The sequence below is a fragment of the Capnocytophaga canimorsus genome (assembly GCF_002302565.1).
Lineage (GTDB): Bacteria > Bacteroidota > Bacteroidia > Flavobacteriales > Flavobacteriaceae > Capnocytophaga > Capnocytophaga canimorsus.
Genome location: NZ_CP022382.1, coordinates 1,152,385 through 1,169,289, shown reverse-complemented (window position 1 = coordinate 1,169,289; position 16,905 = coordinate 1,152,385). Strand labels below are relative to the sequence as shown.

Below are 16,905 nucleotides of genomic sequence, written 5' to 3'. Positions count from 1 at the left end.
ATATGATGCATCATTGGACATTTAAGCCCAAACCTAATCCTCAAATCGTAGAAAAGCTCCAAAAAGAGTTGAACCTCAGCGAAATTCCCGCTACTTTGTTGGCTCAGCGAGGTATTTTCGATTTTGAACAGGCAAAAAGCTTCTTTCGTCCGTCACTTTCCGACTTGCATAATCCATTTTTGATGAAAGATATGGAAAAAGCAGTCCAAAGAGTACTAAAAGCCATTGAAAAGGAAGAAAAAATACTCATTTATGGCGATTATGATGTAGATGGAACGACCTCTGTGTCGCTAATGTATTTGTACTTGAAGCGATTTACTCGCCAACTTGCCACCTATATCCCCGACCGATATACCGAAGGCTATGGAGTTTCTTTCCAAGGGGTTGATTACGCCGCTACCAACGGATTTTCACTCATCATCGCTTTGGATTGTGGCATCAAAGACGTAGAAAAAGTACAATACGCCAATGAAAAAGGCATTGATTTTATCATTTGCGACCATCATCGTCCTTCACAAGTAATTCCCAAAGCGGTAGCCGTCTTAAATCCAAAGCAAACCGACTGCAATTATCCATATAAGGAACTTTGTGGCTGTGGCGTAGGCTTCAAGCTAATACAAGCTCTTAACAAGCAGATGAAAAATCCGTTTGAGCAAATACAACCGCTGTTGGATTTAGTAGCTGTTGCCATTGGGGCTGACATTGTACCCATTACAGGGGAAAATCGGGTGATGATGTACTATGGATTGCAGATTCTGAACGAAAATCCGTCTGTAGGGCTTACTGCATTATTAGGACTGGAAAACAAACCCGTACAGATGGTGGATATTGTATTTCGGTTGGCTCCACGAATCAATTCAGCAGGAAGAATCGAACACGGAATGTTCGCCGTCAAACTTCTTACGGAAAGTTCTTACAGCCAAGCCTTTGCCAAAGCCAAGCAAATTGAAACTTTTAATAATGAACGTAAAGACCTTGATGGAAGTATTGTACAAGAGGCTTTACATCAGATACAAGTCAATCAGGAAGAAGAAAAATCAGCCACCGTTGTTTATGCTCCGCACTGGCATAAGGGTGTAATTGGCATTGTAGCCTCACGATTGATTGAAACTTACTATCGCCCGACAGTAGTTTTCACAAAAAGTGGCGAAAAATACGCAGCTTCGGTGCGTTCTGTGCAAGGTTTTGATGTATATGAAGCTCTGGAGCAATGTGCTGAACATATCGAACAATTTGGAGGACATAAATACGCCGCTGGACTAACAATTCTTCCCGAAAAATATCTTCTTTTTAAAGATAAATTCGAAAAAGTAGTTGCAAAAACACTTCCGAAAGAATTAAAATCACCTCAAATAACTATTGATACTGAACTTCCGTTAGAAAAAATCAATCCGAAGATGTTTCAGATTTTAAAACAATTTGAACCTTTTGGTCCGCAGAATATGGCTCCTATATTTTACGCTAAAAACGTGATTGATACAGGCTTTGCCAAGCAAATTGGTAAGGAAAATAATCATCTTCGGCTCACAATAAAAGATTTTAAAGGAGAAAAATTCTTTACCGCAATAGGATTTAATTTAGGCAATAAACTGGAATTGATAAAATCGGGCAAACCTTTTGAAATTGTGTATTCCATCGAAGAAAATCACTGGAACGGAAACACTTCTTTACAGCTAAAAGTGAGAGATATAAGATAAAAAAGATGCTTAAAAAATGAAATAGTCAAAAATTCCAAATAAATTTGCGACTTTTATTGCAGTAAATTATTTTTCAGCTTATGAAATGGATTTTATTGATTATAGGTTTTTTGCTTTTTCGTTTTCCGAAGATTATTATTCGAGTTTTACGGATGATTTTCGAAAATATGAATCAGCCCACATCTTTTCAAGGACAAAATAGTAGGGTTTCTCCTGCTGATTTTGAGCTCAATTTACTTTCGCTTTGTACATTAGTGATAAAGGCTAATGGGCAGATCAACCAGCAAGAGCTGGATTTTGTTCGTATGCGTTTCGTTGAAATGTATGGTAAAGAACGTGCCAATGCTATTTTTCGAACGTTTAATGAATTGCTAAAAGGGCGTGAGATTTCTACCCAAAGAGTAAGTCTTTACTTGTATTCGCGTACTTCTTATGAGGTGCGTTTACAAATCTTACATTTTCTGTTTGCTATAGCCCAAGCCGATGGTATAATTAAAGAAAGTCAATACTATAAGATACACGAAATTAGTCGTTTTTTTAGAATATCGGAGAGGGATTTTGCGAGTATTAAAGCGATGTTCGGGCAGCGAGACTCTCAGATTTTAGATGCCTATACCGTTTTAGAGATTGACAAGTCGGCAACCGATGCCGAGGTGAAAAAAGCGTATCGTGAGATGGCAAAAAAATACCACCCCGATAAGGTGATTTCACAAGATGAAGCTATCCGAAAAGGAGCGGAGGAAAAATTTAAGCAGGTACAACGTGCTTATGAACAAATTATGAAGGAACGCGGTAATTAGTTGGAAAGATTCAAAGAGAAAATACTTAAAATTTGGTCTGTGTCATAAAAAGTATGACGATTCTTAGCACCAAGCTAAACAAAGTCGGAGCTTAATTCATAAGATTTTGTCTTTTCAACGACTTTTATGAGTAAAATCTAAAATATGAGTAAAATAGTTAATTTAGCACTATTCTTAATTATAGGGATAAATGTCGCTTTGGCACAAAAAACAGATGTTGAACGAATGAAGCTTAAAGGCAAACCGAAAATTGTAAAACAAATTGATACTAACAGAACTCATTACGAATATCATTTTGATAAAAAAGGCATCGTAACACAGATTATTTATACCAAAGAAGGTGTAACCAATTCGAAAACGTTCAATAAGTACAAATATGATACAAAAGGTAATCCAATAAAAGAATATGTTTACTACAAACAGGAATTGAGAAGTTATTTTGTAAATGTATTTGATGAAAAAGGCAACAAAATTAGTACGGAAGAATATACCTCTGACGGAAAATTGCTCAGTACTACCAGCTATAAATACGATAAAGAAAATAATGTTGTAGAAATAGAAACAACATTTGTTAAAGATTTACCTACAACCAAACATAGGTTGGAATACAATGCTCAAAATCACTTGTCGGCAATTTATACCGAGCAAAAAGTAGAACCTATTTCAACTTTTGTGTATCAATATGATGAATCAGGAAATTGGTATCAGAAGAAAGAATTCAGTTATGATGGAGAACTAAGAAATACAACAGCACAGATAATAGAATATTATGATTGAAAAACAATTACTTAAGTTGTAAAATCCTATAAATAGACATTTTTAATTACTTTTGTATCTTAATCAGATTATTAACCATTTAATAAAAATTCCCTTTCTTTTGGAGAGGGTTGCGGAGAGAAATGAACTACAACCATGAAAAAATCGAAGCCAAATGGCAAGAAAAATGGTCAGAAAACCAAACTTTTAAAACAGAAAAACATTCAGAAAAACCGAAATTTTATGTGTTAGATATGTTTCCGTATCCATCGGGAGCGGGGTTGCACGTGGGGCATCCGCTTGGGTATATTGCTTCGGATATTTTCGCACGATACAAACGCCACAAAGGTTTTAATGTGTTGCATCCGCAAGGGTACGATTCGTTCGGATTACCTGCTGAGCAATATGCCATACAAACAGGTCAACACCCCGAAAAAACCACTCGTGAAAACATTGCTCGTTATCGCGAACAGCTCGACAAAATTGGCTTTTCGTTCGATTGGAGTAGAGAAGTAAGGACTTCAAATGCTGATTATTACAAATGGACACAATGGATTTTTATTCAATTGTTTCATTCGTGGTATAACAACACTGCCAATAAAGCGGAAGATATTCAAACACTTGTTCAGCATTTCGAGAAATTCGGAACCGAAGACCTAAATGCGGCTCAGACCGAAGAGCTTCATTTTACCGCCGAACAATGGAAAAATTACAGCGAAGAAGAAAAACAAAACATTCTACTGAATTATCGTTTGGCGTTTCGTGCCGAAACTACCGTTAATTGGTGTCCGGCTTTGGGAACGGTTTTGGCGAACGACGAGGTAGTAAATGGCGTTTCGGAACGAGGCGGATATCCTGTTTTTCAAAAGAAAATGATGCAATGGAGTATGCGTATTACCGCTTATTCCGAGCGATTGTTGCAAGGCTTAGAAACGGTGGATTGGAGTGAATCTGTAAAAGAAAGCCAACGCAATTGGATAGGAAAATCAAAAGGGGCGTCAATCAAGTTTAAAGTTCTAAGTTCAAAGTCCCAAGACCTTGAACCTGAAACTTCAAACGTTGAACATATTACCGTTTTTACAACAAGACCCGACACCATTTTCGGCGTAACTTATCTTACTTTAGCTCCTGAACACGAATTGGTTTTACAAATTACAACTGAAGCACAAAAACAAGCCGTTTTGGATTATATTGAAGCAACTTCTAAGCGTTCGGAGAGAGATAGAATGGCGGATACCAAAACTATTTCAGGCGTATTTACGGGAGCTTATGCTGTCTGCCCAGCAACAGGTTATTACTTGCCAATTTGGATAGGCGACTATGTGTTAGCAGGTTACGGAACGGGAGCTGTAATGGCGGTTCCTGCGGGAGATGAGCGTGATTATGCCTTTGCAAAACATTTTGCGGGTGCGGAAGGAATGCCTGAAATCATTAATATTTTTGACAAGGATATTTCAGAAAACGCATTTACTGAAAAAGGCGGTTTCAAATTGCAAAATTCGGATTTTCTCAACGGAATGGATTACGAAGAAGCTACCGAAAAAATCCTTGAAGAATTGGAAAAAACGGGAGTAGGGAAGGCTAAAATCAACTACCGACAAAGAGATGCTATTTTCTCTCGCCAAAGATATTGGGGCGAACCTGTGCCTGTTTATTATAAAAACGGAATGCCTTACACGTTGCCGCTTTCAGCCTTGCCGTTGGAACTTCCTGAAGTAGAAAAATACCTCCCAACCGAAGATGGCGACCCACCATTAGGGAACGCAAAAGAATACGCTTGGAATGAAGCCGAAGAGAAAATCGTAAGTACCGATTTGATTGACAATCAAACGGTTTTCCCTTTGGAACTTTCTACGATGCCGGGTTGGGCGGGGTCGTCTTGGTATTGGCTTCGCTATATGGACGCACACAACAAAAAGGAATTTGCCTCACAAGATAGCCTAAATTATTGGCAGAATGTAGATTTGTACATCGGTGGAAGCGAACACGCCACAGGGCATTTGTTGTATTCCCGTTTTTGGAATAAATTCCTTAAAGACAGAGGATTTATACAAGCCGAAGAGCCTTTCCAAAAAATGATAAATCAAGGAATGATTTTAGGAACGAGTGCGTTTGTGTACCGATTGGAAGGAACAAATACTTTCGTTTCCAAAGGGCAAATTGGCGACAAAAAAGTACAAGCCATTCACGCCGATGTTTCACTTGTAAATGCTTCATCAGAACTTGATATTGAAGGATTTAAACAATGGCGACCTGATTTTGCCGATGCGGAATTTATTTTGGACGAAAACGGAAAATACATCGTTGGTCACGAGGTCGAAAAAATGTCAAAATCCAAATACAATGTGGTAAATCCTGATGATATTTGTGAGCAATACGGAGCAGATACATTGCGTTTGTATGAAATGTTTTTAGGTCCGTTGGAACAGGCAAAACCTTGGAATACTGCAGGAATTACGGGCGTTTCGGGCTTTTTGAAAAAATTCTACAATCTTTATTTTGATGGCGATGCGGTTTCTATTTCTGACGAAGAACCGACCAAAGAAGAATACAAAATCTTGCATACGCTCATCAAAAAAGTGGAGTACGACATTGAGAATTTCTCGTTCAATACTTCGGTGTCGGCATTTATGATTGCGGTAAACGAATTGCAAAAAATCAAATGCAACAAACGAGCGATTTTAGAACCAATGGCAGTGCTGATTTCGCCGTATGCACCGCACATTGCCGAAGAACTTTGGGAAGTTTTAGGTCATAATGAAAGCATTAGCCGAGTGCCGTTCCCTACTTTTGAAGAGCAATATTTGGTAGAAAGCACGAAAGAATATCCGGTGTCGTTCAACGGAAAAGTGCGTTTCAAAATCGAATTGCCTTTGGATATGCCCAACGAAGAAGTGGAAAAAATCATCTTGGCAGACGAACGCACTCAAGCCCAACTTGGTGGCAACCCTCCGAAGAAAATCATCGTGGTAAAAGGGAAAATCGTGAATGTGGTGGTGTAAAATTTTAGAAATATGAAGATACAACTCAAAGAAATTACAATAAGGGAACTTACAGAAGGCTATCAAGATAATGAAGAGGCTGGAGTTATAGGTTATGGAGGAAAATTAGATATTCGCCCATCTTATCAAAGAGAATTTATCTATAAAGATAAACAGCGTGATGCTGTTATTACAACTATTACCAAAGATTTTCCGCTTAATGTAATGTATTGGGCAGTACGCGAAGACGGAAACTATGAAGTAATAGATGGGCAACAACGAACCATTTCTATATGTCAGTTTGTTAACGGAGATTTTGCTTATTTCTTTCGGTATTTTCACAATCTGAAAGAAGATGAAAAAGAGCAAATACTCAATTATAAACTAATGGTTTATCTCTGTGAGGGAACAGATAGCGAAAAGTTAGAATGGTTCAAAACTATCAATATCGCTGGGGAGAAATTGACTGAACAAGAGCTCCGTAATGCTGTATATGCAGGAAGTTGGGTGAGTGATGCTAAAAGGTATTTCAGTAAAAATAATTGCCCCGCCTATGGTTTAGGGAAAGACTATTTATCAGGTTCGCCTATTCGTCAAGATTATTTAGAAACTGTAATAAAGTGGATTGCTCATAATGATAGTATTGAGGGATATATGGCAAAACATCAGCAGGACCCCAATGCTAATGAATTGTGGTTATACTATCAATCGGTTATTAATTGGGTAAAGGCTACATTTCCCAAATATCGTAAAGAGATGAAAGGTATCTCTTGGGGTGAGCTTTATAATAAGTTTGGCAAAAATCCGTATGACCATCAAAAATTAGAAAAAGAAATCATTCGTCTAATGCAAGATGACGATGTAACTAATAAAAAAGGTATCTATTGGTATTTACTTACAGGAGAAGAAAAGCACTTAAATATCCGTGCCTTTACCGACAACCAAAAAAGAGAAGCCTACGAAAGACAAAAAGGAATTTGTGTGAAGTGTCAGCAACATTTTGAATTTCACGAAATGGAAGCCGACCATGTTACACCTTGGCACGAAGGCGGAAAAACTTCTGCCGATAATTGCCAAATGCTTTGTAAGTTTGATAACAGAAGTAAATCAGGAAAATAACCAATGGCAAAATCATTAAATAATAATTTGCATAAAGCAAAAAAAGGTAAAAATGACGAGTTTTATACTCAGCTTTCCGATATTGAAAACGAATTAAAGCACTATATGCACCACTTTAAAGATAAGGTGGTGTATTGTAATTGTGATGACCCTCGCATTAGTAATTTCTTTCATTATTTCTCTTATAATTTTGAAAAGTTAGGACTGAAAAAACTCATCGCTACTTGTTATAAAAATCAAGAAAGAGATTTGTTTAGTCAAAATGATAGTGAACAAGCCATTTATTTGGAATACAACGGCGACAAAAACGGCGATAACATACCCAACCCCGAAGAAATAGGCATACACCCACTCAAAGGCGATGGCGATTTCCGAAGTAAAGAAAGCATAGAACTGCTCAAACAAGCTGATATTGTAGTTACTAATCCGCCGTTTTCTCTGTTCCGTGAATATGTAGCCCAGCTTATTGAATATGATAAAAAGTTTTTGATTATTGGAAGCCAAAATGCTATTACTTATAAAGAAATATTTCCTTTAATTGCTCGAAATAAAATGTGGTTGGGGTATAGAAGTGGTGATATGAAATTTAAAGTGCCTGAATATTATGAAGAAAGAGCTACGCGTTTTTGGATTGATGAAGAGGGGCAAAAATGGAGAAGTTTAGGTAATACTTGTTGGTTTACTAACCTTGACCATAACAAACGCCACGAAGAGTTAATCCTTTATAAAACCTATACAGGGAATGAAGAAGATTATCCTAAATATGATAATTACGATGCTATCAATGTAAATAAAGTAGCTGATATTCCAATGGACTATGATGGCGTAATGGGCGTACCTATTACTTTTTTAGATAAATACAATCCAGATCAGTTTGAGATTGTAGCCATTCGAGAAGATGAAAGAGGAGAACAATATATTTATTCATTTAGAACTGGTTTGATAGAATCAATAGCTGAGGGAGCCTTAATAGACAGAGAAGAGAAGAGAAGAGAAGAGAAGAGAAGAGAAGAGAAGAGAAGAGAAGAGAAGAGAGCCGCGACGATGTCATCAGACCGATTATCAATGGCAAGAATATCTACAGAAGAGTACTCATCAGGCTACTTCTATAGAAGGGGTGATGAACAATGCGAAGGAGACCTTAGTCAGTGGCAAAAATGTTTACAAAAGGATACTTATTCGCAAGGTGCGTACTATTGTTTGAGCCAAGAAAAATTAGAACAGAAAACTGTCTCTACAACAGCGATAGAGGGTATGATAAAGAATGCCGAAGGTAAAATTAATGGAAAAATTACCTATGCAAGAATTACTATTCGAAGAAAAAAGTAAAAACTTAAAAAGTTTTACTCCAGAAAACTTTTACTATAATGAAAAGTAAGAAGGGAAGTCTGCAGAGGTATTTCACCGTAGTGAAAATCTTCACCGAAGAACAAAACGAACTTTTCATCAAAGTGAAAAGAAAGAAATTGATAGAAAATAAGCAATTCATCGTAGTAAAAGGAAAGAATGTGAATGTAGTGGTGTAGGAAATAACTTCCCTAATCTCCGAAAGATGGGAGTGAATGAAGAAATTGGAAAATAATAAATAGTAATAGATAGCCAATTAACTTTGAGTGATTTTATTGAAAAGGTTCAGGCAACAGAAAAAAACTATTCGAAAATATCTGAATCATTTTATTTAATAAAACCTATGTTTCTATGCGGTTCAAGCAAATTTTAAGAGGAACGGATATTACAAGTTTATAAAAAAATAAATGAATGAAAATCTACCATAAAATCAAAAATAGTTTATCCGATTTAAAGGAAATTCCCTTTAAGTTGGAACGCGATATACAGCGATTATTGGAGCAGAATTTGGAGCAAGTTACAGGTTTGGAGCTGGTGAAATCCGAGTTTAAAGTTCAGGAGCAACGCATAGATACTTTGGCTTTTGATGCCGAAAGTAAATCGTTTGTCATTATAGAATACAAGCGTTCCCACAATTACAGCGTGTTTGACCAAGGCGTGGGCTATCTGCGTACGCTCTTGCAATATAAAGCCGATTTCGTACTGGAATACAACGAAAATTTAGGAAAATTACTCAAAAAAGACGAAGTAGATTGGTCTCAAAGTAAAGTTGTTTTTGTTTCACCAGCCTTTAATTCACATCAGAAAAAAGCGGTCGATTTCAAAGATTTGAATATCGAACTTTGGGAAATTAAGCAGTTTGAGGGCGATATTATCACTATCAATGGACTCAAAAAATCTGCCTCTGCCCCGAGCGTAAAATTGTCGGCTCAAAAAGAAAATGCTCAGCTTCAAGAAATCACCAAAGAGCTAAAAACTTACACCGAAGAAGATTTACTTAAAGGAAAATCTGATGAAACGCTGGAACTTTACGAAGAAGTGAAACAAGCCATTCTCAATCTTTCTCCTGAAATTGAAGTGATTCCGCAAAAACACTATGTGGCGTTTAGGATTGGAAAAAGAAATATTTCAGATATAGAAATCCAAAAAAGCGGACTGAAACTTTATATTAACAAAAAAATGGGAGAACTTGATGACCCAAAAAAGCTAATGACTGATGTTTCTAAAAAAGGACATTTGGGCAATGGCGATTATCAAGTCAAAATCACCGACCTCAAAAATATAGAATATTTGATGAGTTTGGTAAAACAGGTCTTGTAGGAACGGAACTATCCGTTCTTTTTTTAGACTTCTATGGTAATAGGTCTTTCTGAAGTTATCTAAAAAAAATGTAAAAACCATAAACCAGTTTGCTGGTGCTTTAATAACTTAAGTGTTGTTGTTATAGTTTTTTCTTATACATTTGCTTTTTTAAACAGATGCTTCAAGTTAATAATATATCATATACTTATGGCGATACCGATTCTGGTTTTCGCAATATTTCTTTTCAGTTACAGCAAGGGGAACATTTGTCTATAATGGGAGAGAGTGGTAGTGGTAAAAGTACCCTCCTTAAAGCCATTTACGGACTTTTAGATGTGCAACAAGGTACAATTTCTTTCAATGAAAGGAATGTTTTAGGTCCTTCTCAGCAACTTGTTCCAGGTGATTCTCAAATGAAATATTTAGCACAAGATTTCGGACTTATGCCTTATCATACGGTGGCAGAAAATGTGGGTAGATTTTTGTCTAATATCGATTTAGAGTATAAAAAACAACGTATAGATGCGCTATTGTCTTTGGTAGATATGTCCGATTTCGCTCAGAAAAAAGCATTGCTTTTGAGTGGAGGAGAGAAGCAACGTATCGGCTTGGTGGTTGCTTTGGCTAAAGAGCCTCGCTTACTGTTACTTGATGAGCCTTTTAGTCAAGTAGATCAATTCAAGAAGAATCATTTACAGCGTAACTTGTTTGCCTATTTGAAAAAACGTCAAATTAGCTGTATTGTAGCAACTCACGATAGCCGTGAAGCTTTAGCTTTTTCCGATAAAGTGTTGATTCTTAAAGGAGGAAAAATGGTTAATGAAGGGCTTACTTCGCAAATTTTTAATCAACAAACCGACTTTTACACGGCTTCCTTATTCGGAGAGGTGAGTCGCTTTCCGTTACCCAATGGTGAATTTCGGCTTTTGAAGCCCCATCAAATACAAATGGTGGCTTTTTCGCATTGTTTGGCAGAAATCGAAAATTCCTATTTTCAAGGTGACCGATACCTGATAGAAACACGAGCCTTGTCAGGTAGAATCTATTTTTTTTCGGAGAAATGGTTAGAAAACGGACAAAAAATTTATTTGTCTGAAAGAAAATAAATACATTTGCACCATTACTTGATATAAAAACAATTTTCTATGAAATCATTTTTTGAAGCTATTGAATTTCTTTTTGATAAAATTTTATTTATTCCGCTCGATTTTTTAAGAAGTTTGGAGTTGGAAAATTGGTGGACAGCTAACTTACTGAATTGGATTTTTATCATCATTGGTTTTGTGTTCTTCATTTATTGGTTGGGGCAACTCAATAAATTCAATAAAAACAAAGAAGATAGAACCGATGTGGTTTCACACTCGTTTTTTAAATAAGATTACATTCTTCATTACGATATTTTAGAATGAATAAAAGTATGATATAGAGAAATAAATAGTTTCTATCAATTTGATACAAATTGATTATCATACTTTTATAACGAAACCCATATTTCTTGCAGTATAACTGTAAAGTCTTATAAAATAAACATTCGGTCAAGAGCAAATTATAAAATCAGCCACTGACCGAATGTTTTTTATTTGATAGTTTTTAGGTTTTGTAGCCCCGCCAAGAATCGAACTTGGATCAAAAGTTTAGGAAACTTCTATTCTATCCGTTGAACTACGAGGCCTAAACACAACGCGAAGATACAATATTTTCGCTGTAAAAGTTGATGTTTTTTGGTTTAATTTTCAACTAATCTCAGAGAAAGTCGCTTGTTTATCGCGTCGAATACTTTTTGGTTTTCTGACAAAATCACCAAATTGTCATTAGCTTGAATAATGGTTGAACCATTGGGAGTAACGTATTTGTCATCTCGCTTAATCATTGCGATAATAGCATCTTTGGGGAAGTCCAATTCAAAAATCTTTTTGTTAATGAGGTGACTGCCTTCTGCGATTAAAAATTCGTTCATTACCGCTTTCGGATGCTCTGAAATGAGGGCGTCGGCAGGGTTATCAATGTTTTCACAGGTTTCTTCAGTGGCTACCCCCAACCATTTTGCCACTACAGAAAGCGTAGTGCCTTGTATGAGCACCGAACTTACGGAAATAAAAAACACAATATTGAATATCACACTTGCCTGTTCAATACCTGCCAAAAGAGGATAGGTAGCAAAAACGATAGGTACAGCACCACGAAGTCCTACCCACGAAATGTAGCTACGTCGGGCAAAAGTCATCTTAAAGGGCATCGTGCTTATAAAAACGCTAATAGGTCGAGCAAACATCATCAAAAATAGTGAAATCAACAATCCGATTCCTGCCAGAGGAATAATTGCAGAAGGTTCTACCAAAAGCCCAAGTGTTAAGAACAGTACAATTTGCATCAGCCAAGCCAAGCCATCAAACATCTTTAAAACGCTCCCTTTGTGAATGAAATTCTGATTTCCTAAATAAACGGCACAGACGTAAATGGCTAAAAATCCGTTACCTCCAAGTGCTTCCGTAGCCGAAAATGTCCCGAACATCAGCGCTATTGCCAAAACTGGGTAAAGCCCCTCAAAGCTCAGGTTTATTTTATTGAAAATACGATGACTTATTTTACCAAATACGAAACCAAGTAATCCTCCTAAAATAATCTGTTTGAAGAACATAAATACCAATTCCCATATATTTTGGTCAGGAAGTAAAACCAAAGTTAAAAAGGTAATTGTAAGTACGTTAGCCATTGGGTCGTTACTTCCGCTTTCAAACTCTAAGGTAGGGCGAAGATTGTCCTTGAGCCCCAAACTCTTTGAACGCAAAATCGAAAAAACCGCAGCGGCATCCGTAGAGGAAACAATTGCTCCAAGTAAAAGGCTTTCCAGCAATGTGAAATTCAAATCGAACCAATGATTGGTTACATACCATACAAAAAAACCTAGAGTTACTGCCGTAAAAAGTACCCCTAAGGTAGAAAGCACCACTCCTTGCCGTATGATAGGTTTTACCGAAGCCCATCGGGTTTCCATTCCTCCTGAAAACAAAATGAAATTCAGCGATATGATACCTATGAATTGAGCTAATTTCGGATTGTTAAACTGAATTTGTAAAATTCCGTCTGAACCAGCAAGCATTCCAACTCCTAAAAACAAAATAAGGGTAGGTACCCCGAAACGATATGAGGTTTTACCAGCAATAATGCTCAAAAACAATAATAAAGACCCTACTAAAAGTATGTTTTCAGAAGTTAAATTCATCGACTTAATGTTTGATTTTGTACCAATTGCGCGAAAATATAAAAAAAAAGCAAATCAAACAAACCTCGTATCTGCTTAATTATTATTATTTTTGCCATTATGGAAAGTAACAGACAGAAAAAAATAGCGGGTATTTTGCAAGAAGAACTTGCCAAAGTACTACAGAAATCAATACGCGATGCCGGAGAGCACAACCTAATTGTATCGGTTACCAAAGTAGCCATAACGGTAGATTTATCGGTAGCCAAGGTGTATTTAAGTATCTTCCCCGACCATCGGGCTTCCGAAATTCTAAAAGGGATTACCTCAAATGCACCACTCATTAAGCACGAACTCTCACAAATCACCAAAAAACAATTTCGGCGAATGCCCGAATTGCTCTTCTATGTTGACGATTCGCTACAATACATTGAGGGCATTGAAAAATCGTTAAAAGGCGAAGAAAACCCAATAACTGACCGTAGTTTGCTCTACCGACGAAAAAAATCATAATACTCACCCTTCAGCTCCACAGAAATTGAAAGCTACTTTTCATATTGCCAAACGATATTTGATTGCCAAAAGCTCTCAAAACGTAATCAATATTATTAACCGAATTACAGCTTTGGTAGTGGTTATTGTCGGTACGGCTTTGTTTGTAGTACTTGCTGGCTATGAAGGGCTTAAAAGTTTTACACTTTCGTTTTCCACTTACTTTGACCCTGATTTAAAGATTTTACCCAGAAGTGGGAAATTTATTACTTTTTCCGATGCACAGCTCAATGAACTTGCTAAAAATGAGGGTATTGCTTATTTTAGTAAAGTTTTGGAAGAGCAAGTGTTTCTTTCCCACAAGCAAAAAAATTATATTGCACGAATAAAAGGAGTTGATACGAATTATCCGCTTGTAAATCCAGCCGATAGCCTTGTTGTTTTAGGAATGTGGGATTTGCAATCTCCGAAAATGGTCGCAGGAATTACCATTTTTAATGCTTTGGGATTGAATTTTATGGATACTTCTTCACCATTACAACTGGTGGTGCCTCGCTCGGGGAAAGGGAGTATCACGCAGACCTCACGTCCTTATAGGGAAACCTATGGGATCATTTCAGGGGTGTACCAGATTACCGAAGATTTGGATAAAAAATATGTTTTTACCTCTCTTGAACAAGCCCAAGAACTTTTAGGGCTCGACTCGCTACATATCTCTGCTATTGAAATCAAAAAACATCCGCAAGCTGATGAAAATAAGCTTATTGAACAAATTCAAAATTTGTTTCAAGGAGAAGTAATAATAAAAAATCGTGTACAAATTAACGATGCGCTATATCGTATGCTTAATACTGAAAATATTGCTATATACTTGATTTTTATTTTAGTACTAATCATTGCTCTTTTTAATTTGGTAGGGGCTATCATTATGATGATTTTGGATAAAAAGGAAGATTTAAAAACGCTATACGCATTAGGGCTAAATATCAAACAATTGTGTAGAATATTCTTTTTGCAAGGGACTATGGTTTCAGTAATGGGGGCATTTCTGGGGGTCTGTCTGGGAGCTATTATCGTTTTACTGCAGCAATATTTTAATTTTGTTATGATTAGTAGCACATTGGCTTACCCTGTTGAAATAAAGGGGTTTAACGTTTTTGCCGTATTTGCCATTATTACCATTTTGGGCTTTTTGGCTTCGTGGTTGGCATCTTCTCGCATAACAAAAAAAATGATTGATAAACAGCTATGAATTGGATTGATTTTGTGGGCTATACAGCCTCTTTTTTTGTGGTGCTAAGTTTCTTAATTAAGCAAAATGTAAGTCGTATTCGGCTTGTTAATTTGGTGGGTTGCGTGTTATTTGTTATCTACGGAATTTACATCAATAGCATTCCGATTATTGTTCCTAATGCTTTTTTGGTATTTGTGCAATTGTACTACCTTTTACTTCATCCTAAAAAGGATAATTCGGCTACCAATAGGGAAAATGATATATAGTTTTGATATAATGTAATTCGATATAAGATGAAAAAAATACAAATGGTTGACTTAAATGGTCAGTATCAGCAAATAAAAGAGCAAGTAAAAAAATCTTTCGATGAGGTACTTGAAACCACCGCCTTTATAAATGGTCCTCAGGTACAAGCCTTTGAACGAGAACTTGAAGATTATTTAGGGGTGAAACACGTTATTGGGTGTGCTAACGGAACGGATGCTCTACAAATTGCTATGATGGGACTAGGGCTACAGCCTGGTGATGAGGTTATTACTGCTGATTTTACCTTTGCAGCAACGGTTGAAGTTATTGCTCTTTTACGCCTAACTCCTGTATTGGTAGATGTTGAAAAAGACACTTTTAACATTGATGTAGAAGCTATAAAAAGAGCGATTACCCCAAAAACCAAGGCTATTGTTCCGATACATCTTTACGGACGACCCGCCAATATGGAGGCAATTATGGAAATTGCCAAAGCGCACAATTTGTACGTAATTGAAGACAATGCACAAGCCATCGGTTCCGATTATACTTGGGCTGATGGACGCAAACAAAAAACAGGAACTATCGGACACGTAGGGGCAACTTCATTCTTTCCATCTAAAAATTTAGGCTGTTATGGTGATGGCGGAGCTATTTTTACCAATGATGATGCCTTAGCACATACCCTAAGAGGTATTGTTAATCACGGAATGTATAAACGTTATTACCACGATGTAGTGGGGGTAAATTCGCGTTTGGATTCTCTACAGGCTTGTGTGCTTCGTGCAAAATTACCTCATTTGAACACGTATAACCAAAAACGTCGGGAAGCAGCCCAAAAATACAATATCGCTTTTAAAAATAATCCTAATATTGTAACTCCTGAAATCCCAACGGGAAATACAGCACACGTTTTTCATCAATATACTCTGCGTATAACCAATGGTAAACGCGATAAGTTAGCTGAAAAACTCACTGAAAATGGTATTCCTTTCGGAATTTATTACCCCATACCGCTACACGCACAAAAAGCATACAGTAGTCCACGTTATAACGAAGCAGATTTTTCTGTTACCAATCAATTAGTGAAGGAAGTCATCTCTCTGCCGATGCATACCGAACTGGATGAGGAGCAAATCGCTTTTATTACCAAAACGATAAACGATTTTGTGTAACAAAATATTTCAAAAAGACAGGTGCAATCTCGAACATTGTGCCTGTCTTTTTTATTATAAGAATAGAAATTTTATTCCACTTCAATAAAGTACACACCAAAACTACCTTGTGTGCCGAATAGCGCATCTCCTTCTTGTTGATTTAAAAAATGTGACTTTTTCACAGCTTTAAAGGCAATTTTTGACAAGTCTTGCAAAGAGTATTCTTTTTTGTTTTTAACGATAACAACCATCGGATAGGTCTGGGTAGCATAAATTTTATTAGGGAAAGTTGGTAAAGTTCTGAATGCACTATCATTTCTTTCTTGTATCTGTGAGCGTATTTTGTCGGTTTTTGTCTTATACTCAATATCAGTTTTCTTAAAATGAGTAAGATACTGCTCATAAGTTTTACCCACGTTTTTTACCAAAACGCTATCTATCATTTTTTCTGTCTTGGTTTGAGAAAAGCTCAAAGCGCTAAATAACATCAAATTTAAAACAATAATTGTTCTCATTAGTATTTGGTTTTATCATTTATAACAAAGATTATCTGTTTTATTCTAAAAAAAATT

16 protein-coding genes and 1 tRNA gene are annotated in these 16,905 nt (G+C 36.5%); 14 read left to right on the top strand and 3 right to left on the bottom strand.

Annotated elements, in window-relative coordinates; genetic code table 11:
* Positions 1-2 precede the first annotated feature (2 nt).
* The 10 genes from recJ (at position 3) to CGC47_RS05075 (ending at position 11,378) form a co-directional block, all read left to right on the top strand.
* On the top strand, positions 3-1,697 hold the full coding sequence (recJ, locus tag CGC47_RS05115; RefSeq protein WP_041999053.1) for a single-stranded-DNA-specific exonuclease RecJ: 1,695 nt from the start codon (positions 3-5) through the stop codon (positions 1,695-1,697).
* Between the two features lie 80 nt (positions 1,698-1,777).
* Positions 1,778-2,497, top strand: a complete 720-nt coding sequence (locus tag CGC47_RS05110) for a TerB family tellurite resistance protein (RefSeq protein ID WP_041999050.1) — start codon at positions 1,778-1,780, stop codon at positions 2,495-2,497.
* Between the two features lie 144 nt (positions 2,498-2,641).
* On the top strand, positions 2,642-3,274 hold the full coding sequence (locus CGC47_RS05105; RefSeq protein WP_041999047.1) for a hypothetical protein: 633 nt from the start codon (positions 2,642-2,644) through the stop codon (positions 3,272-3,274).
* A gap of 122 nt (positions 3,275-3,396) precedes the next feature.
* On the top strand, positions 3,397-6,255 hold the full coding sequence (gene leuS / locus CGC47_RS05100) for a leucine--tRNA ligase (protein ID WP_041999045.1): 2,859 nt from the start codon (positions 3,397-3,399) through the stop codon (positions 6,253-6,255).
* 12 nt (positions 6,256-6,267) lie between these two features.
* Complete coding sequence (locus tag CGC47_RS05095) at positions 6,268-7,353, top strand: GmrSD restriction endonuclease domain-containing protein (protein WP_095900080.1); 1,086 nt, start codon at positions 6,268-6,270, stop codon at positions 7,351-7,353.
* Positions 7,354-7,356: 3 nt separating this feature from the next.
* A complete protein-coding gene (locus CGC47_RS05090) occupies positions 7,357-8,682 on the top strand; it encodes an adenine-specific methyltransferase EcoRI family protein (RefSeq protein WP_198537289.1) in 1,326 nt (441 codons plus the stop codon).
* Positions 8,683-8,720: 38 nt separating this feature from the next.
* A complete protein-coding gene (locus CGC47_RS10780) occupies positions 8,721-8,879 on the top strand; it encodes a hypothetical protein (protein WP_156124802.1) in 159 nt (52 codons plus the stop codon).
* A gap of 232 nt (positions 8,880-9,111) precedes the next feature.
* Positions 9,112-10,020 (top strand): DUF5655 domain-containing protein, encoded by a 909-nt coding sequence (locus CGC47_RS05085; protein WP_041999039.1) that lies wholly within the window; start codon positions 9,112-9,114, stop codon positions 10,018-10,020.
* 158 nt (positions 10,021-10,178) lie between these two features.
* Positions 10,179-11,108, top strand: coding sequence for an ABC transporter ATP-binding protein (locus CGC47_RS05080; protein WP_041999036.1), 930 nt, complete (start codon positions 10,179-10,181; stop codon positions 11,106-11,108).
* 39 nt (positions 11,109-11,147) lie between these two features.
* A complete protein-coding gene (locus CGC47_RS05075; protein ID WP_013997975.1) occupies positions 11,148-11,378 on the top strand; it encodes a DUF6341 family protein in 231 nt (76 codons plus the stop codon).
* A gap of 224 nt (positions 11,379-11,602) precedes the next feature.
* On the opposite strand, the gene CGC47_RS05070 is transcribed toward CGC47_RS05075, so the two are convergent.
* Positions 11,603-11,674 (bottom strand) — tRNA-Arg (locus tag CGC47_RS05070).
* A gap of 54 nt (positions 11,675-11,728) precedes the next feature.
* Positions 11,729-13,225 carry a potassium/proton antiporter gene (locus CGC47_RS05065; protein WP_041999033.1) on the bottom strand — a complete coding sequence of 499 codons (1,497 nt, stop codon included), beginning with the start codon at positions 13,223-13,225 and terminating at the stop codon, positions 11,729-11,731.
* Positions 13,226-13,324: 99 nt separating this feature from the next.
* Between CGC47_RS05065 and rbfA the strand changes: the two genes are divergently transcribed.
* Genes rbfA through CGC47_RS05045 form a run of 4 tightly spaced genes read left to right on the top strand, consistent with a single transcriptional unit; the run spans position 13,325 to position 16,351 of the window.
* Positions 13,325-13,717, top strand: coding sequence for a 30S ribosome-binding factor RbfA (gene rbfA / locus CGC47_RS05060; protein WP_013997973.1), 393 nt, complete (start codon positions 13,325-13,327; stop codon positions 13,715-13,717).
* Positions 13,718-13,742: 25 nt separating this feature from the next.
* On the top strand, positions 13,743-14,948 hold the full coding sequence (locus CGC47_RS05055) for an ABC transporter permease (RefSeq protein WP_231552223.1): 1,206 nt from the start codon (positions 13,743-13,745) through the stop codon (positions 14,946-14,948).
* On the top strand, positions 14,945-15,196 hold the full coding sequence (locus tag CGC47_RS05050) for a SemiSWEET family transporter (RefSeq protein WP_013997971.1): 252 nt from the start codon (positions 14,945-14,947) through the stop codon (positions 15,194-15,196). Before CGC47_RS05055 ends, CGC47_RS05050 begins: the two co-directional genes overlap by 4 nt.
* A 27-nt stretch (positions 15,197-15,223) precedes the next feature.
* Complete coding sequence (locus tag CGC47_RS05045; protein ID WP_095900079.1) at positions 15,224-16,351, top strand: DegT/DnrJ/EryC1/StrS family aminotransferase; 1,128 nt, start codon at positions 15,224-15,226, stop codon at positions 16,349-16,351.
* Positions 16,352-16,422: 71 nt separating this feature from the next.
* On the opposite strand, the gene CGC47_RS05040 is transcribed toward CGC47_RS05045, so the two are convergent.
* A complete protein-coding gene (locus CGC47_RS05040; RefSeq protein WP_095900078.1) occupies positions 16,423-16,848 on the bottom strand; it encodes a hypothetical protein in 426 nt (141 codons plus the stop codon).
* Between the last annotated feature and the right edge of the window lie 57 nt (positions 16,849-16,905).